General features: G+C 44.5%; 13 protein-coding genes and 1 pseudogene. 6 read left to right on the top strand and 8 right to left on the bottom strand.

What is annotated here, in order from left to right; translation table 11 throughout:
• Positions 1–2 precede the first annotated feature (2 nt).
• Positions 3–6,536, bottom strand: a complete 6,534-nt coding sequence (locus F6K57_RS19795) for a translocation/assembly module TamB domain-containing protein (protein ID WP_293070114.1) — start codon at positions 6,534–6,536, stop codon at positions 3–5.
• A gap of 581 nt (positions 6,537–7,117) precedes the next feature.
• On the opposite strand from F6K57_RS19795, the gene F6K57_RS19800 reads away from it, so the two are divergent.
• Positions 7,118–7,765 carry a DUF3318 domain-containing protein gene (locus tag F6K57_RS19800; RefSeq protein WP_293025904.1) on the top strand — a complete coding sequence of 216 codons (648 nt, stop codon included), beginning with the start codon at positions 7,118–7,120 and terminating at the stop codon, positions 7,763–7,765.
• Between the two features lie 403 nt (positions 7,766–8,168).
• Here the strand turns inward: F6K57_RS19800 and F6K57_RS19805 are convergent, their stop codons facing one another.
• Complete coding sequence (locus F6K57_RS19805) at positions 8,169–8,948, bottom strand: 7-carboxy-7-deazaguanine synthase QueE (RefSeq protein ID WP_293070116.1); 780 nt, start codon at positions 8,946–8,948, stop codon at positions 8,169–8,171.
• Between the two features lie 115 nt (positions 8,949–9,063).
• Here F6K57_RS19805 and F6K57_RS19810 point away from each other — a divergent pair, with 115 nt between their 5' ends.
• Together F6K57_RS19810 and F6K57_RS19815 are read left to right on the top strand one after the other, a co-directional pair.
• Positions 9,064–10,053, top strand: coding sequence for a sugar transferase (locus tag F6K57_RS19810; protein WP_293025914.1), 990 nt, complete (start codon positions 9,064–9,066; stop codon positions 10,051–10,053).
• A 390-nt stretch (positions 10,054–10,443) separates the two neighbouring features.
• Positions 10,444–10,914, top strand: coding sequence for an ATP-binding protein (locus tag F6K57_RS19815; protein WP_364303572.1), 471 nt, complete (start codon positions 10,444–10,446; stop codon positions 10,912–10,914).
• On the opposite strand, the gene F6K57_RS19820 is transcribed toward F6K57_RS19815, so the two are convergent.
• From F6K57_RS19820 to F6K57_RS19830, 3 genes are all read right to left on the bottom strand, one after another.
• Complete coding sequence (locus F6K57_RS19820) at positions 10,911–11,798, bottom strand: hypothetical protein (protein WP_293025908.1); 888 nt, start codon at positions 11,796–11,798, stop codon at positions 10,911–10,913. The two genes, F6K57_RS19815 and F6K57_RS19820, sit on opposite strands and share 4 nt — an antisense overlap.
• 224 nt (positions 11,799–12,022) lie before the next feature.
• Complete coding sequence (locus tag F6K57_RS19825; protein WP_293025910.1) at positions 12,023–12,535, bottom strand: hypothetical protein; 513 nt, start codon at positions 12,533–12,535, stop codon at positions 12,023–12,025.
• A gap of 1,090 nt (positions 12,536–13,625) precedes the next feature.
• Positions 13,626–13,751: a hypothetical protein gene (locus tag F6K57_RS19830; protein ID WP_293025913.1), complete on the bottom strand. Its 126-nt coding sequence runs from the start codon at positions 13,749–13,751 to the stop codon at positions 13,626–13,628.
• Positions 13,752–14,341: 590 nt separating this feature from the next.
• Here F6K57_RS19830 and F6K57_RS19835 point away from each other — a divergent pair.
• Positions 14,342–15,598 (top strand): glycosyltransferase family 4 protein, encoded by a 1,257-nt coding sequence (locus tag F6K57_RS19835; RefSeq protein WP_293039556.1) that lies wholly within the window; start codon positions 14,342–14,344, stop codon positions 15,596–15,598.
• Here F6K57_RS19835 and F6K57_RS19840 read toward each other — a convergent pair whose 3' ends face one another.
• Positions 15,599–15,745 carry a hypothetical protein gene (locus F6K57_RS19840; RefSeq protein ID WP_293070119.1) on the bottom strand — a complete coding sequence of 49 codons (147 nt, stop codon included), beginning with the start codon at positions 15,743–15,745 and terminating at the stop codon, positions 15,599–15,601.
• 352 nt (positions 15,746–16,097) lie between these two features.
• On the opposite strand from F6K57_RS19840, the gene F6K57_RS19845 reads away from it, so the two are divergent.
• Entirely contained in the window at positions 16,098–16,226 is a 129-nt protein-coding gene (locus F6K57_RS19845; protein ID WP_293070121.1) for a hypothetical protein, read from the top strand.
• A gap of 221 nt (positions 16,227–16,447) precedes the next feature.
• A complete protein-coding gene (locus F6K57_RS19850) occupies positions 16,448–18,145 on the top strand; it encodes a GMC family oxidoreductase N-terminal domain-containing protein (protein ID WP_293070123.1) in 1,698 nt (565 codons plus the stop codon).
• Here the strand turns inward: F6K57_RS19850 and F6K57_RS19855 are convergent.
• Positions 18,094–18,216, bottom strand: a complete 123-nt coding sequence (locus tag F6K57_RS19855; RefSeq protein WP_293070125.1) for a hypothetical protein — start codon at positions 18,214–18,216, stop codon at positions 18,094–18,096. The two genes, F6K57_RS19850 and F6K57_RS19855, sit on opposite strands and share 52 nt — an antisense overlap.
• Positions 18,197–18,399, bottom strand: a pseudogene (locus F6K57_RS19860) (hypothetical protein); the annotation flags it as partial. The gene F6K57_RS19855 and the pseudogene F6K57_RS19860, both read right to left, overlap by 20 nt.

The following is an 18,399-nucleotide window of genomic DNA, read 5'->3' on the forward strand; positions in this document are numbered from 1 at the left end:
AATCAAAATTGCAATTTATATCTAACTTGTACCTCATTAAACACGTAGTCGTAACTCAATTCAACTGAGGAAGTTTCGCCCAAATCATAAACGGCATCGAAGGTTGGGTAAACCTGTAAATCAGCTAAACCGATGGATCTCCCGACATTACTGACTTTTTCTTCAACAGTAAATAAAATATCTTTGATAATTGGTCGAAGAACATACTGAGTAATCACTAACTCAGCTATTTCTCGTTCGTTGCTGTTAGCGATAGTTTCAAATTGGGTAACAAAACTGTTACCGAGCAGAGCGATAATTCCACTTTCACTCCGGGGAGGAGTACTGGTTAAGGTTACAATGGGAGAAAATAGAAACGCTTTGTCTTCACTATTAGCTATAGCTTCGCCATAAACACATTCAGCAAGCTGTTGGAATTGTTGCCGAGACAAGATGGTTGTTTTTGAACCAAGTTTATCTAGTCCACTATCTTGTCCACTAGTAACAATTTGTTGATCAGCACAATAATCTTTCTCTCCTCCTAGGGCAAGGATTTGACTAGTTTGACCTTTGATGGCGAGGGTTATCTTCACTTGGTCGGGTCGAGAAGAACGCAAGACATTTTCAAGGATTTCGTTATCAATCCGTCTTTGACGTAAGGCACCAGAAGGCTCAAACGCTATGGTGTTAAACTTAAGATCTAAATTGGGATTGAGTAATCCCTGTTCTGGTACAAATACAATGGTGTTATTGTACCGCCTGTCTGCAACAAATTCGGTTTCTAATACATCAACTTCCCCACGTCCTAGCTTAATTGTTCCCAATCCTTTTAAGTTTTGGAGATTGCCATTGATAGGACCGTTGAGGGTTAAATCACCAGCTAGTCGAAAATCATATAGGGGAAACTGTTGGACTCTTAACTCATTTACCAAATTTACCTGAAAGTTATTTAACCTAGGCACAAACAGATTATTGATTCTACTACGTACTAATGAGGGAGTCTGATTAGACCTATTCTTAACAGTTTTTTCGTCACTTGTTTTGGTTTTGGTTTCCTGTATTTTGGGGATAAAAGCTTGCCCATTGTCTAAGTTAATGTTTCCTCCAATAACTGGACGCAATGCTGAACCAGTAATCACGACATTACCGGCTACTCCCCCTTCATATAGCCCTGCTAACTTTAGGTTATCTTTAGGAATTTTCAGGGTTAGGGGATTGGAGTAATTTGTTGTATTCGACGCTATCCTATTTGACACTATCGGCAATTTTCCAGACAGGGAGAATCCAATCCCTGCTAGGTCACCTTCGAGAGTTTTTTGACCTTCTTTATCTGGATAGTTTACTACTTCCAAGCGTTGCTGATCTAACTTAACCTTGCCTACAACATTGAGGGTGAAGTCATCTTCTAGGAGCTTAGTTTTGATAGTGCCATTCTGGATATTAACCTCAGATGTTCCTGATAAGTCTTTAATTTTGATACTATCTGCTAACTGCAAACGTCCACTAACATCCAGTTCTATATCAGCGCTTCTATCCTCTCCATTCACCCATTCCACTTGTTCTTGAGTCACTACACTCAGGAGTGCCATAGCTGGAGTGGCCAGCTTGAGGTTGATATCGATGCGATCGCTATTGGGTTTGGGGGGAAAGGGGACGTTACCAGACAGTTGTAAATAATCTGGTTTATTGGTATCAAAGTCAAGACGAGAATCAACATAGTCGAAAGTCACCTCAATATCATCTAGAGAGGTATCATTGACAGTGCCATCTACAACAGCGACTTGGCCATTGGTAACTTCGGGATTGGTGAGACTACCCCCCAGCTCGCCTTTGGCATTTAAGTTACCTGCAATCTCAAAGGGAATAGTAACAAAATTGCTTGCTAAGTTGCTAACTGTCTCTAGAGATAAATTCTGGAGGAGGAAGTCTCCTGAGTTGGTTTCTTGGGCAAGCTTTCCTTGAAATGCTAAGACTGTTTCGCCCAATTCCATTCGGGCTGGCTGCACAGTAATTAGACCTTGGTCGTAACTTCCTTTAGCAACCAATTGGTTGATCACAATAACTTGATTGGGGGAATTAGCATACCACTGCCAGTTGTTGCCCTCGACATTAAAATTGACTTTAGGATTAGTCAAGATACCAGCAACAGCAATTTCCCCAGTATACTTACCTCGAATATCAAAATTAGTGAGGAGTGTATTAGGATCGAATTGGTTAGCGACAGCGTCGTCTTGGGCATTAATTTTAGCAAACCGTTGTAGGAGAGTAGCTAGGGAGCCTGCTGGTATAGTAGGGAATGGTCGTAATTGGTCAGCTTTGCCAGATTTATTGTTACCAATGTTATCACTAGAGGAATTAGTAGTAGAGGAATTAGTAGTTTGGAATCTTTGGACGATGTCGATAATATCAACACGTTTGACAATAGTCAGGATGTCTTCAATATAGGCTTCTGGAATAGTAAGCTTGCCGTTTATTTCTTGAGACTTGAGATTAAATCGACCATTTTTGAATAAATATCGACTGTTACCCAAGATTAAAGCAGCTGATGCGATCTGGGCAATGTCATCTTGATAGGAGAAGTTAGCACTAACTTGTTTAGCGTTGATTTCTCCTACAGCAAGTTGCTTAATGTCGATAGTATTACGACCAGAAGTTTCTAGGGTGAAAAGATTCAGGTTTGCTTGCCCTGTTACGTCACCTTCTAATCTACCGGGAATACCGTAGCTTAAACCAGGAGTGAGATTAAGGATAGCTAGGGATAAATTCTTGATCTGAGCCCTTAAGTTATCTCCCCGGCGTACTCCTGTGATCAGAATCGGGAATTTTGACCCTTTTCCCTGTTGGAGTGTAAAGGATGCGGGCAGGTAGGGAGCAAGACAGTCTTCTCTAGTACAGGGTTGGAGGCGAGTTGCGATCGCATCTTTCTTTCCTCGTAAATCTATGGCTAATTCTTGTCCTGGCGCAACGGTTACTGGCCCAGCTAACACTGGCTCAAAGGTTAAGTCGTTAACCTTCAAATTCGATAGCTGTAGATTCCCGGTCAGATTGACATTTCCGGGTAGAAAGGGGGCTGAGAGTAAATTTTTTCCTTGGATGCGACCGTTCAAGTCAGCTTGACCGTTGACCTGAATTTGATACCCTGGGGAAATTTGCTCCAAAGGTAACCGACTCAATAGCAGGTTATAGGGTAATCTACTGAGATCAGAATCAACCTCTAGGTTTAGATCAGTGCCCATCTCCCATGGCATCTGACTAGGATTAGTTTTGGTGAGATGGGACAGTAGGATTACTCCTTTAGCATTAAATGAGTGTTTTGGCAACTGTAGCGATAAAGTATTTGCTTTGATGGTAGCAATAGCACCAGGATTGAGCAAGGGATTGAGGTTTCCGGATAAATTCAGTTGACTGTTCAGCGGTCCTAGCTCTAGTTTTTGGTTACCCAGCTGCGGTAATAACTGACTAACCAGTAAGGAGGAATCAAGATTAGTAGTATTGATGGCAGCTTGCCATAGACCGTTGCTGAGGGTGCTATTTAGGTTAAGTTTGCCTTGGGCTATTACTCCGTTAAGGTCTGCTTGTAGGTCAGTCTGATTCAGTAGAGTTGGGGGGTCTAGGGTGTTAAGTCGGCTCTTTAACTTAACTTTCCCCCCGATTTGGGTGTCGATAGAGCTTGGAAAGTTAGCCAACGCCATTTGGGATGCGATTTCCCCTACATCCAGGCTGTTTGCGATCGCATCCGCAGTCAGCACCCCAGAGCTTAACTGACCGATAGCATTAACGTCACCACCACCTACACCTAGGTTTCCATCAAAGCTAGCCTGAATTGGCTTGAGTAGGTCGAGGTTAAATGATGAGCCGAAAGCCAGTAGAGACTCTAAAGAACTAGAAAGCTTAGCGTTACCTGACTTGAGAGCTATCGGTAGAGTTAGATTAGGAATACTATTACTCAAGTTAATTTGACCAGCTAATGCATTAACATCTAGATTTCCTGAATTTAACTGGCCTTTCGCCTTAACTTGACCATCAGCCACCCCTAAGTTTCCCTGAAAATTGGCCTTAATAGTATTGAGGCTGTTGAAGTCCTGATTCAAGCCAGAAGCGAGCAGAGATGCCAGGCTTCCGGAAAGATTAAGCTGACCTGACTGTAGCGCTACTGGTATGGTCAAATTAGGAACTAAGGGATTGAGCTTAATTTGACCAGCTAATGCATTGACATCTAGATTTCCTGAATTTAACTGGCCTTTGGCATTAACTTGACCATCAGCCACCCCTAAGTTTCCCTGAAAATTGGCCTTAATAGTATTGAGGCTGTTGAAGTCCTGATTCAAGACAGAGGCTAGCAGAGATGCCAGGGTTACGGAAAGATTAAGTTGACCTGACTGTAACGCTACTGGTATGGTCAACTTGGGAACTAAGGGATTGAGCTTAATTTGACCAGCTAATGCATTAACATCCAGATTCCCTGAATTTAACTGACCTGTCGCATTCACCTTACCCCCACCCACCCCGAGCAACCCATTAAAATTGCCATCGATAGTATTCATCAGGCTATTGAGGTTGGGAGTTGAGCTAGAGGAGAGCAGAGACTCCAGGGAACCAGAAAGGTTGATTTTGCCAGAATCTAAACCAATCGGTAAACCCAACTTGGGCACTACCTTATTCAGTTGAATTTTAGAGGCTCTGGCCTCCAATTCCACCATGCCTCGATTTACCTGACCTGTAGCCTTAACCTTACCCCCTTCTACCCCCACCTGCATATCTCCGGTTGCCTCAATAGATTTAGGAGAAAAGGATTTGAGACTACCAGAGAGGTTGATTTTTCCTTGGGTCAACTGTCCCGACAGGGGTAAGAAGGGGTCTAGAGGCACAGCGTTAGCCACTACAGTAGCTTCCCACTTACTGGTTTTAAGGTTTCCTGTACCCGTAGCAGTGATTGTCCCTTTACCGACCTTGACCTGGGTGTTACGCAGCAAAATATTCTGATTGAGCAACAGGAGTTCTCCAGCACCAGAAACCCCGATATCCTTTGAAGATGAAGTGGATAGGGCTGGTGCTTCCCAAATTAGACTCCCTTGGGGGTTTTGAGTGTTTCCTCTAATGGTAGCTTGGGCGTTAAGCTTGCCCAGGGTAATCTGAGATGGCAGCTTATAGGGAGATGCAATCGCATCCACCGGAAGGGCAGCGATAAAATCGAACGCTAGGGGCATTCCCTGAGGTTTAGTTTCCCCTTGCTGGTCACTAGCCAGTCTTACTTGACCACGCCCAGTAATTTTCCCACCGGCCTCAGGTCTTACTAAGAAATCCGTCAAGACCACTTGGGAAAAATTCCCAGCGAAGTCAGCCTGAATCTGAGCCAACTTAACCTTGTCGATAGTGGTCACTTTAGTATTCCTTAGTTTGCCAGTGACCTCTGGCATGTCAATCGGACCGGTAATCGATAAGTCTGCTGCCATTTCCCCATCTACTGGCACTGGGGATTTCACCGGAACAGTTTTCAGCAGTTTCGCCAAGCTAAAGGGCGTGACCTCAACATTCAGGTCAAACCCTTTTTTCCAACCAACTTCACCAGATACCAACGCCTCAAGTGCGCCATAACTCCCCTGAGTTTTTTCCAAGCGCACCAGGTCTCCCTGGAAGCGCAGTCTAGCGCTAGCCTTCACCGGTTCCTTCAACGGGTTGACTTGCACCTGAATCCCTTTAAATTCCGCCTTACCCTTAACATCAGGGATTTCCTTCACCGAAGGCAGGGAAATATTGAGTTTGGCATCTAATTCACCAGATTGGAGATTAGCTGGGATATTGGGAATAACCGCTTTGATTAATGGCATCAGCTCCGCCAATGCCAAGTTTTGGACGTTGACCCTAGCTTGAGTTTGCCCAGTTGTCAGCAATGTGTTTCCCTTCAGTTTGGTCTTACCCTCAGCAATAGCCGTTGTGATGTTATACCTGAGACGCTTATTGTTGTCGGATAACCCAGCAGTAGCATCAAGTCTGACTTTGAATGGATTAGTCTGACCATAGGGTAAGAGGGCAATTTTACCATTCCAAACCCGCACCTTAGCATCAAAATCAATCGGAGGAGAGAAGGAATTATCGAAATTCAAGTCTTTTAAATTAATCCATTCCCCATTCGCCTCTTGTTGGGCATACACATCCACATGTACCAAGTTAATGGTGACAGGCAAAGGGCGTTTTAGAAGCAAAGGCAAGGGATTAAAACCTACTTTGATCTTTTTGATAGCCACATGGTCAGGGTCAGTGGTGGTAGCTGGGATAGAGGATGCTCCCAACTCTAGGCTAGTCAGGTATAGGGCTTTCAGTTGTCCAACCCGTACATCTCGCTGGATAACCTTACTCAGTTCAGTTTCAATCCAGCCAGGTAAGTTTTGGTATAGCCACATCCTGACCCCAAAATATCCCACCAGACCAATGGTCAGGGAGATCATGGCAAAGGTAATAGTAGAGGGGCGTTTTCCCCATTGCAGTACAGTGGCTACAGCACTCCGGCTTTGATTTCCCTTTGGTTCAGGGGGAGGATTTTGGGAAGGCTTGGTCATATCCGAATATCAGGATGATTAGAGGATTTGCTGAAAATTATTCCAGATCAGCTGCAATATATTCCGGAAATTGACTGATACAGGGTAGCTAAAATTTTATAGGAATCTGAAGATAGGGTGATCGGCTAATGGGGAGAATTTATGATGGGTTAATCGGGTTTTTGAGCTGCTAGCCCTGAAACGCTACTATAAATTTAAATACAGAAACGCAAGACCATGCGATCGCGCTTAGTGCCCAGTAGTACCCTTAGGGATTAGGTAAGCTATCAGCTATCAGCTATCAGCTATCAGCTATCAGCTATCAGCTATCAGCTATCAGCTATCAGCTATCAGCTATCAGCTAATGGGTCACAGGCTAGAAGCCTGTGCCACGCTACTAGATCGGTACTTTTGAATAAAATAACCTGACGGCTGACGGCTGACGGCTGACGGGATTAGTTTGACGTACTACTGATGATTGGGTTCCTCGAAGTTCACTCTCGTCGAGTACACAACATCTTAAACTTGGGTAAATCGAATCGGTAGATAGTGTCCGGTCAAACACATCTCAATTTGAAAAAGTTTTTTCTAGGAGGATATGAATGACATCCTATGCAGCCTCTTCTGCTAGAGCAGAAATGAGTGAACTCCGACGACTAAAAACGTTACTACCACCAGAGCTACAAAGCTGGGTGATGGTGGAAGGGTCCACAGAAGTCAATCCCCCCTTGGTTCGTTGTGAAGAACTGGGTTCAGACGAGGTGGAAATTCAAATTGACCTAACTAAATGGGAGCAGCTCGCCCTTGACCAGCGTAACCTCCTGTTTTGGCATGAAGTTGCCCGGATTCAAAATGACACAATTCCTAAAGAAGGCTGGGAAATGGCAGCCCTAGCCATTGGTTTAGGGGGTGCTGTCGGGGAACTGTGGGTACAAGATGGCTTACTGCTGCTGTTGGCCTTAGCCCTATGCGGAGTCTCAGGTTGGCGACTGTATCAAAAAAACAATGGGGAGAAAAACCTCAAATATGCCATCGAAGCTGACGAAAAAGCGATCGCACTTGCCACTCGCTTCGGCTATACCCTACCCAATGCCTACAAGAGTCTAGGCAGTGCCTTGAAAACCTTAATTGAAATTACCCCTAGTCGTCGTCTACGGCGCAGATACGAAGACCGGCTCTCTGCTCTCAAACGCAGTGCTGCTAAAGCCAAAGCCCAAGCCCAAGCCAAGCGAGAAGGCACAACAATGTAGTGTGATGTCTAGGCAAGACTTAACTGTTGGTTGATGGTTGATGGTTGATGGTTGATGGTTAACTGTTGATTGTTAACTGTTGTTTGTTCACCTTCAACCAAATAACCTTCAACCCAAATAACCTACCCAAAGGGAACGCCAAAGGCGAACAACATTTTAGAATTAAGAATTAAGAATTAAGAATTTAGAATTCTACATTCTGCATTCTTCATTCTACATTCTGCATTCTGACAAACAACCTACCCAAAGGGAACCCCAAAGGCGAACAACCTTCAACCAAATAACCTTCAACCAAATAACCTTCAACCAAAGAATTTTCAACCAAATAACCTTCAACCAAATAACCTTTAACCAAATAACCTTTAACCAAATAACCTTTAACCAAATAACCTTCAACAAACCCCTAAAGCTGACCGATCATTTTATGGGTCTGAGGGAGCACCCGTACCTGCTTAAGAAAAAGCTTCATTAAAGCCTGCCAAGCCAGAACCTGCTCCGGAGTAGGAGCAACTATTGGTTGCCCAGACCCCTCCACCGGAGTCACTGGTTGCAGAAATACTGGAATTTCCGGGCTAACCGCTGCTACCAAATCGGCAGATTGTTCCAACTCCGTGGGGTCAGTGTGGCAATCAATAATTAACTTGATAAATACCTCCACTGATGAATTGTGGCACAGCTTGAGAAATTCCTTGTGAGCAGCCCATCTGTTCTCTCCACTCACACTGGGCAACTTGATATCCATACCCACTGAGTCCAAATAGGGCAAAACCATTGCCATCTCTTGAGGACGATGACCGCCAGTTTCTAGGTAAATGGGCAATCCAGTTAACTGTCGTAGCTCAGGCAGAAATTCCACCAGAAAAGGAGTATGAAGTAAAGGTTCACCCCCAGTCAAGCTAATGCTATCGTGCAATCGATGTTTATTTTGTCTGTCAACCCATTTCAGTAGCGATCGCAAGGGGACTGGATTTGGATAAGTTTCAAAATCACGCTTACCGGGAGTATGTTCCACCTGGCATTGAGGAGGGACAGCCCAGGTATGGAAACTGTCACAGAAATGACATCTTAGATCACATAGGGCAAACCGGATAAAGATCTGACGAGTGCCAACATTTAGCCCTTCTCCTTGAATCGCAGAAAAAACTTCGATCAGGCGGGCAGTTGCTTGATTCCCACAGAGCATATTCACATTTTAAAAGATTTCATGATATATGACTAAATTTTTGCAGAATCGTAGGGTTCTAGGACAAAATAATGGTCAATACTATAGGTTAGAATCTAGCGGTTTTTTTTCTATGATGGTTGATTCAGTCAATAGCAACAATTTCCAGGTAGTGTTCTCACAAGATACTCCCGTGGTGGAATTACCCACTCGTGTCAGTGTACTAGAAGCTGTGGAGTTTAAGCAACTATTCCAGCAGCTTCTCCAAAAAATACCTCTGCCTGAAACAATCATATTTGATTTTCACCAGACTAATTTTATCGATAGCAGTGGTATCGGTGCATTAGTGAGTAATCACAAAAGTGCCCTAGAGCAAGGGGTTAAAACGTTGCTTAAAAATGTCACTCCCCAAGTCATGTCTGTATTGGTCATAACAGGACTAGACCAAAGGTTAGCTATAGAACCATCAGAGAATATTACCACACTAAGCACCAACAAATCAGTAAATCACTTACCAACAACCCATCCCTCCGTTAGATCTCCGGTGAAGCGATTAATCGATATTGTGGGTGCAATCTTGGGTTTGGGAATTACTGCTATTTTGTTTATTCCCATTGCCCTTGCGATTAAGCTAGATAGCCCTGGTCCGATTTTTTTTGGTCAAATCCGTTGTGGTTGGATGGGAAAGCGGTTTCGGATCTGGAAATTTCGCTCCATGTGTGCTAACGCTGAACAGCTAAAAGAGAAAGTTAACAATCAAGCTGATGGCAAAGTTTTTAAGAATGAGAATGACCCCAGAATCACCAGAGTGGGCCATTTTTTACGGAAAACCAGCTTGGATGAACTGCCTCAGTTCTGGAATGTTCTGAAAGGGGAGATGAGTTTAGTAGGTACAAGACCACCAACACTCAATGAAGTAGAAATCTATGAAGTGCCGGAGTGGCAACGTTTAAACGTAAAACCGGGTATCACTGGTGAGTGGCAGGTGAATGGACGCTCAAAAATCCGTAGTTTTGAGGATATCATTGAAATGGACTTAAAATACCAACATCACTGGAGCTTAGCCCATGATATCAGACTGATCTTCAAAACTATCCTGGTGGTGGTTCGTAAAGATGGAATGTAGTTTTATGGTTAGATGAGTTTGGACCAATCACCTTCGCCCCTAGTGGCGAAGGTGATGGCAATTGATCAGATGCCAGCCTAGCTTACCTTAGAATCGAAAACTATTTTTTAAGAAACTATCACAATAGACCTCTTGCCAAAGTATTTTTCTGATGCTGTCTTTCTCAATTCTTGTCCGCTGATCCGAAGTTACCTTGTCCGAAGTTCCCGACAACTGCCGCCAAGTGTAATGCCATAGACCGTGTAAACACCAGAATTTTTAAAAGTACCATCAAATTCGATCAATTTAGGCTAATATAGTGGTTCCCACTAGACCGATCTGCATCGACATGATCATCGTAACCTCCGTGTTGCAGAAGAGTCATTGTTGTTTTTATCTTACAAAATAGTGGTGCTTATTAATAAAACCTGGAAACTCAGTCGGTTAATGTGCAATGGCAAACCGCTTCGAGAATCTCGTCTAATGGTCCAAACAGACTTGAGTGAAGTCAAAGATGTATTACAGTGGTTTGAGGAATTCACTTCTGACCTACTGCCTCAGCAATTTTGGCAGCAGTGTCAAATTGCTTTGGTGGAAGGCTTTACTAATGTAGTACGCCATGCTCATCGACATTTACCTAAAACTACAGTAATAGAGCTGGAGCTAAAGTTATTTACTGATGGATTAGAAATGCGGCTTTGGGACTATGGACAGCCTTTTGATTTCCAATCCAAGCTGGAATCCCTCTACCAAGAGGAGTATGACCCTTTAGAAAAAGAAGGAGGTAGAGGGTTGATGTTTATGAATCAGCTGACAGACGAAGTTTCCTACCAACGTCTGTCTGACCAACGTAATTGTCTACTAATGCGTAAATGGTGCTAGATTTCCGCTGCGGCGCGTTCAATTAAGCTACGCGCCAGACTTTGAATGCCAGTGTGTTCGTAATAGTTAGTAGACATATCCAGAAAAGCGGCCAGATAGTCTAACTTGTCATCAGAAAACTCAATAAAACTTTGCAAGTTATTAGCGATTTGTTCTGGGGTCACACCTCGGTCAGTAACGAAATCACTCATCCATCCTTTCACCGATTCAAAGCTTTCACCAATAAAGCTGAGCTTGCTCTGGGAATCATCCCCAGGAATCGCATCCTGGATCCCTTTGAAACTCCCACTGTCTTCCAACTCGTTGGGAGTTAGACGCTCTAGAGTTGACTGTACTCCCATGATAAAGTCAGGACCAAGGGGAATCAGGCCATCAAAACAAACCAGCGCTGCCATACGCATTATAGATGCGCCACCATAGTCACCTAAGGCAGCCACAAAGTCACCAATGCTATCTCCAGGCAGACCATTAATTTGGCAAAAGCCGATCAATTCCCCTACCACTTTGATCGACAGATCAATGGTTTGGGCTTTGTCAGCTTTCGGAGTCAAGCTGTTCAAGAAACCCAACAAGGGAATTTTTTCACCAACCTTGTTCGCTAAAGCTGCTGCCCCCAACGCCGTACCAGTGCTATCAATTGTTTGGTAAATCCACAGCGCTCGTTGGTAGCCCTGGGAGCGGTCATTGAACAGATAGACGGCGCGATCGCCAATTTCCTGAATTACCTCTTCGTCTTCTTCACCAGTGATCCCACGAATGGTATTTTCAAATCCCACTAAATTTTCCCACTCTCCAGGCACAACAAAGTCTAGAGACTTCAGCGCCGAGATGGTCATATTCTTCGTTGGCAGATCATCAACGATTTCATAAATTGGTTTGCTCACACTCAGACTCCTTTACAATCTGATACCTTCGAGTCATTAGTCTTTGGTTATTAGTCCTTGGTTATTAGTCCTGAGTGACCAACACCGAGTCTGATCGTAGCTACTGATGGTAGTTACTGATAACTAATGACTGATGACTAATGACCTACTTACTTGTAATTCTTGTGATTCTTGTGATTGAGGATGGTTATTCCCCATTCACCTTTTTCCTTGTAGCATTTTATTTACTTAAGTCGGGAAAGACCACTCAGGTTAAATTTTGCTAACCAGGCTTTGCGATCGCTAGCAGTAAACGACGGATTTCGGGATTGGATCTTTACCTGGTAGCGCTTACCGACCAAAATAGCGGTTTGAGTTGAACCAATTTCCCGGGCTGGATAACCAGCAATGGTTTGACCACTTTGCTGATATTTGGCAGCAGTGGTAGGAGTGCTGCTGGTATCAGAAATTGAGAGCACTGCCACCTCAGTGCCATTTTTCTTCAACTTGGCTTGAGCAAAGCCTTTTTTCTCCTGGGTATAGACTCGTTGATAACCGCCCCCTGATGGTGGGAAAAACTTGTTGAATTGAGACCCTTGAGTGGCATTCTTGGCAACAGCCTGACCACTTCTAGCCTGGCTGCTGGCCTGTTGTGCCTGGTCAAAACGAGAGGGGGCTTTTTGAGCGCAGGATGTTACCAGCAATAATATGCTGAGTAACATGGTCGCTAAAATTGTCTTTACACGAGACATGGTCATCGTTTTCTCCTTGAATGATGTATGCTGCTTACTTAGCGAGACTATCTAGGGGAAACCTTACCAGAGCTATCTACAGGTGCGACCCGTGGCGAATTTAATTCTTAATGGGGAAAGCGCACCTAACAAAGATTTCCCAAGTGCCCCATGGCTTCGTCAAATACGTGACCATTGACACTCCCCGGCCTGTTCGCGTAGCGTCGGGCAAAGCCCGAAAGGCGCGGGGATTCCTAGATCAACGAGTCACCTTAAACCGTTGTGTTCCAATCTTTGACTCCGCCAAAAATTAGACAATATCTAAACCAAAAACCCGTCAAGACCAAGTTTCTAGTCAGCTCACAACAGACCCAGCGGGCAATTCTCCTTAGGCGTTTGACTACTTAATAGGAAGTGCCTTAAAAAGTCCGTTTCTCTTCCTTTTCGTCGGGTTCCGGTGTGCCCCACCGTACCGTGTTATCTTAAAGCGTGATTTTTGCTGGGTTCACACACCAACGGTTAATTGATGATTGGGTTTTTAAGGAGGACTTTCCCTACCCTCCGAGCATTACTTCTTCTAGGTCGATAAGTTACGGGTCTCTCTCCCGGCTCAGCCTACGGTTTTTCAGCCTGTACTCATGTTTTAATTATACCCTGGCGCTAGATAAGTGTCAACTAAAAGCCGTCCTAGAAGGACGGGGCTTTAAACCCAGAATTTTTGGTAACAATATCCCACTCTCGGCCTAAAACCACTACCTCCTTCTGGTGTTGAGCAACTGGTCACAACATTCTGCCAAGGTGTACTCGCTGCTTTGTAGACGAAGTCCAAAGCTGAAACACCTGCCAAAGCCATCCTAGAAAATTGTAGTCAATACTCTGCAAAATGGGGAATAGGGAATAGGGAATAGGGAGTAGGGAATAGGGAGTAGGGAATAGGGAGTAGGGAATAGGGAGTAGGGAGCAGGGAACAGCGGATCTCGGAATAGTTAAAAAATTATGTGTACCTCATAGCTATGAACAACGCTATACAATTCGACGCAGCTTGGAAAGGAGATTACTTATTTTTTGTAAATCTACTTTGTCGATTGCATAATGAATTTTAATGAACATATTTATATCATGTCGGGATAATTACCCTTAATAAAAATCTCCCCATCTCCCCATCTCCCCATCTCCCCATCTCCCCATCTCCCCATCTCCCCATCTCCCCATTTCCCCATCTCCCCATCTCCCATCTCCCCATCTCCCCACCCTCCCTCTAATTATGGGTATTCAACCTGACTTGATATTACTTCCTTTGCCATCCGTAAAAATTCTGAAATAAAAAAAATTATTTCTTGAAATTAGCGGGATTGCACCCATGAAAAAACAGTGATTTTTTCGATATTAATAGAAGTATTGGTAAATCCAATTATCAGTTAATTTCAAAAACTAGTTATAGCTCGGTAATCAGACGCTAATTACCAATTACTAATTACCAATTACTAATTACCAATTACTAATTACCAAAAGGGAGGATTTATTAGTTGCAGCCATAATCAGAATTGGCATAAAGATTCTTGCTGTAGCTCTTCAAGACGCTTTAGTAATGCACAATAATGATATTTTGGTCAAGGGAGTTTATGTTAAATTTTGTTACAAAAACTGTCATTCAGGCGTAAAATATGGAATTGAAGCCGAATAAATAGTTATAGGGTTAAAATCCCTGATTGGGCATTTTGCACCACCAACCTGACTTGACAATGGTCGTGAGTTCTCAGTGCTAAAGCCAATAAATCATCAATACACAAATTTGGTGAGTCTACACCCGGCTGGCAACATCTACTACAGATTATGCGAATCCTAATATATTCTTACAACTATCATCCAGAGCCAATTGGGATTGCCCCATTGATGACTGAACTAGCAGAAGGGTTGGTCAAAAGAGGCCATGATGTTCGGGTCATTACTGCCATGCCCAACTATCCTCAACGTCAAATTTATGAGGGATATCGAGGGAAATTGTATCTTACCGAACACATCAACGGTGTGATTGTAGATCGCTGTTATGTGCGGATTCGCCCGAAACCCAATTTGATCGACCGATTATTGCTAGAGGCCAGCTTTGTTGCTAGCAGCTTCCTCAAGGCTCTGAGTTCTCCTCGCCCTGATATCATTATTTTAACTAGTCCACCACTGCTAGTTTCCCTACCAGCGGCGGTTTTGGGGTGGATACACCGAACGCCAGTAATTCTAAATCTCCAAGACATTTTGCCAGAAGCTGCTATTAAAGTAGGCTTACTGAGCAACCAAGCTCTAATCCGTGCATTAGAGGTTGTAGAAAGGTTTGCTTACCGCACAGTCACCAAAATCAGTGTTATTGCTGATGGCTTTGCCAATAACCTGCGCAGCAAGGGTGTGCCAAGCTCTAAAATTGTCAAGATTCCCAATTGGGTTGATGTTAATTTCATCCGTCCCTTACCAAAAGAAAACAACTCCTTTCGCACTGCCCATCACCTTAATGGTAAGTTCGTTATACTCTACTCCGGTAATATTGCCCTCACTCAAGGTTTAGAAACTCTGATTAAGGCAGCATCTAGGGTGCGTCACGTTCGAGATATTGTGATTGTGATCGTCGGAGAACAGAAAGCCTTAGGGCGACTAAAGCAGTGCTGTAAGACTTGGGAAGCCAATAATGTTAAGCTGATACCATTTCAACCTCGGGAAAAACTACCGGAAATGCTAGGAGCAGCGGATGTGGGCTTGGTCATACAAAAGCACAATGTAATTTCTTTCAATATGCCCTCCAAAATCCAAGTACTGCTAGCTAGTGGTCGCCCCATCCTAGCTTCTGTTCCTGCTAATGGTACCGCTGCCAGAGCTATCAAAAAAAGCGGCGGTGGCATCGTTGTTCCCCCAGAGGATCCAGAAACTCTAGCAGCAACAATCCTAGAGTTGTATAAGGATCCGGCAAGAGTTACATTACTGGGCAACAGAAGTAGACAACATGCTCTTCAATATTATTCCTTCGATCAAGCTCTCAACCGTTACGAAGAACTCTTTTCTGAGATTAACAATCAGCGGTTAATGGCAGCGGTTCAGAAGTCTTGATCAATCCTTTTTACTGATAAGGGAGCAGGGAGTAGGGAGTAGGGAGTAGGGAGCAGGCAAGAGGAACCCACCCCTAACCCCTCCCAGGAGGGGAAGGCAAGAGGAACCCACCCCTAACCCCTCCCAGGAGGGGAAGGCAAGAGGCAAGAGGGAAAAAATCTTGTTTACCTTATGAGGTAAACAAGTTGTGGATGTTAGGGAATAAGGAATAGCGATGCAGTGCTACTCCCGACTCCCGACTCGGGAGTCGGGGTAACTATGTAGAATGCACCTCATAAGTATGGAAAAGGCTATATCATAGTTATCAATTGCTGGAAATTACGACTACAGATCAATTTCATCTAGCTATCTCCCCATCTCCTCATCTGCCCATCTCCCCACACTTGCTACACTTCCCAGACTTCCCACACTCCCCCCTCTCTTTCCCTATTCCCTGTTCCCTGTTCCCTAACATCCCCCGACGCAGTACCTAACCCAATTGAGAACTGCTATAAAAACTATGACTCGAAATGCGTACGCACTCAATCCAACAATTCCTCCTCTGGAAAACGGTGACAGGCTGACTCAAGCTGAGTTTGAGCGTCGCTATGATGCCATGGCCGTTGAAGGTTGGGTGGTTGAAGGTTGAAGGTTGAAGGTTTAAGGTTTAAGGTTTAAGGTTTAAGGTTTAAGGTTATACCAATTCTTAGCACTCACACGATTAAACATCAATTTCATCTGGCTATCTCCCCATTTCCCCACACTTCCCCTGCTCCCGACTCCCGACTCCCGACTCCCGACTCCCGACTCCCGATTCCCGACTCCCGAGAAAGAGATACAATAAAATAATTTGCTTAAAAAACCATTGCGATGATGTACGATACGATCGTGGTTGGCTCTGGTAATGGAGCCTGTGGGTTTCTGAGCTATTACCTAGAAGCTGGTAATGACAGGTCTATCCGGGAGCGGGTGTTAGTGCTGGAGGAGGGGGATGATTTCTTCACTACCAGCGACATTACCCACCAGAACAACTGGACTAAGTCCTACGCAGAGGAAAAGGTATTCAAGCTGCACAATGCCCTGACCCCCAAGGGTATTCCGATTATATCCGGGCGGGCCTGCACTATGGGTGGTGGCGGCTCGATTAACTATACCATGATGCATGAGTCGTCGGAGTGGCTCGCGACACATATTGGTCAAGATGAAGCCTATTGGGACAGCCTGAAGGCAGAGTTGAATCAGAAGTTTGCTAGACCAAACCCGGTAACCGATCCCTCACCTGTGACTAAACAAGTACTCCAGGCAGCTGAGAAGGTTGGTTTTGTGGTGAGCACAGACGCTATTGACAATATTCCTAATTTGGAGGTCACCGATACCGGCCTGTTGCACCTTTTTCCAACCCAGTTCAACTCATTTGGGCAGCGAACCCACAGCGGAGTATCCATTGTCGATTGGTTTGGCCAGGGCGTGGAGATCAAGACTAGGTGTAGGGTTGAGAGACTTGAGTTTTCTAAGGATCAAGGGCAAAAACCACGGTGCGTGGGGGTGCATGTTAAGTACCTGGACACGGGGATGACGGAGCACTTGTCTCTGGATAGGGATGGTGGAAAGGTGATTATGTGCGCAGGGGGTGCCACGCCACGGCTGCTCTGGTCTCACCGCGAGGAATTGGGAAACGATCAGATCGGGCAGCATGTTAATGACCATATTGTCATGCCCCTGGGTCTCTATGTCGTGGACAAGAGCATTGATGTTACCCCTCGGGATGTGTACATCCCTGTGTTTGGGACAACAGTATGGCAACCAGAACCAGAACAACCGGGACAGGAAACGGTTTGCTGCTTCGATTTCTTTTCCGGTAATTTTGAGAGGCTGTGGTTTATGATTGCCCACCTTTATCTGGCGTTCCTATTACCAAACTCAATCAAGAGGTTCGTGATCAGGTTACCTTGGTTGTTTAATATCATCAAGAACGTGATTAGGGTGTTTCTTCAGGCAGTCAATTTCATCATTAACCTGTTATGGGGACTTTATAACTTACTTCAAAGGAAACGATGGCATGATGACCCAAGCTTGATTACTGCAGCGATTAAGTTTAATGCTGCTAAAGAGGGTTGCTATTCAAGGGACGACTCTCGGATTGAATTAGATTTCTTTGGAGAAGAGGAACAATCCCATTTCAATCAGGATAAAGTGGTAGCTAACAGTGAGATTGCCAAGCACATGGCACTGTTGAACGGTTTGGGAGAACAGCCACATTGGTTAGTTAAGTGGTTTTTGCGACTGGTAACTAAGATGCCTTACCAGGAGAACCAGATTGAGGAGTATGTTGATGTTTACAGTCGTAGGTTTTTACTGTCCGAGCAGCACTTGTCGGGGGGATGCCTATTCGGCAAGGCGATTGATAAAGGACTTGACAATGCAATAGATACTGGGAAAGTATACGGGTCAGCTAATGTCTATGTGGCTGACCTTTCTTCTGTGCCTTTGCCCCGGATTAGCACTCAGATGACAGCTTATCTGGTTGGTTTCCATGTGGCGAAGAGGTTATGTGTGGGGAGGGAATAGGGAGTCGGGAGTCGGGAATCGGGAATCGGGAATCGGGAATCGGGAATGCTGTTAGTCACCCAGGTCATCATTCAGATTGCTTTCTTCATTGCCTTTAAGCAGTGCCCTTAAAGAATTATTGACCGTCGTTGGCACCTTGTCTCTATGAAGGGTCTGGTAAAATTCCAGCAGACGCTCTTTATCGAAGAGGGGAGATAATTTGACTTTGACTTTATGAATCTCATCCCGTCCTAAGTCGCCACCCAGTTCGCCTC

The organism is Moorena sp. SIO4A5 (assembly GCF_010672005.1).
GTDB lineage: Bacteria > Cyanobacteriota > Cyanobacteriia > Cyanobacteriales > Coleofasciculaceae > Moorena.

What these genes read in the sequence shown, in the direction of transcription:
- F6K57_RS19805 (WP_293070116.1), bottom strand. Translation starts at nt 8,948, where the DNA reads ATGCTCTGTGGGAATCAAGCAACTGCCCGCCTGATCGAAGTTTTTTCT.
- F6K57_RS19830 (WP_293025913.1), bottom strand. Translation starts at nt 13,751, where the DNA reads ATGGGGAGATGGGAGATGGGGAGATGGGGAAATGGGGAGATGGGGAGA.
- F6K57_RS19795 (WP_293070114.1), bottom strand. Translation starts at nt 6,536, where the DNA reads ATGACCAAGCCTTCCCAAAATCCTCCCCCTGAACCAAAGGGAAATCAA.
- F6K57_RS19850 (WP_293070123.1), top strand. Translation starts at nt 16,448, where the DNA reads ATGATGTACGATACGATCGTGGTTGGCTCTGGTAATGGAGCCTGTGGG.
- F6K57_RS19855 (WP_293070125.1), bottom strand. Translation starts at nt 18,216, where the DNA reads ATGATGACCTGGGTGACTAACAGCATTCCCGATTCCCGATTCCCGATT.
- F6K57_RS19845 (WP_293070121.1), top strand. Translation starts at nt 16,098, where the DNA reads ATGACTCGAAATGCGTACGCACTCAATCCAACAATTCCTCCTCTGGAA.
- F6K57_RS19825 (WP_293025910.1), bottom strand. Translation starts at nt 12,535, where the DNA reads ATGACCATGTCTCGTGTAAAGACAATTTTAGCGACCATGTTACTCAGC.
- F6K57_RS19835 (WP_293039556.1), top strand. Translation starts at nt 14,342, where the DNA reads ATGCGAATCCTAATATATTCTTACAACTATCATCCAGAGCCAATTGGG.
- F6K57_RS19810 (WP_293025914.1), top strand. Translation starts at nt 9,064, where the DNA reads ATGGTTGATTCAGTCAATAGCAACAATTTCCAGGTAGTGTTCTCACAA.
- F6K57_RS19800 (WP_293025904.1), top strand. Translation starts at nt 7,118, where the DNA reads ATGACATCCTATGCAGCCTCTTCTGCTAGAGCAGAAATGAGTGAACTC.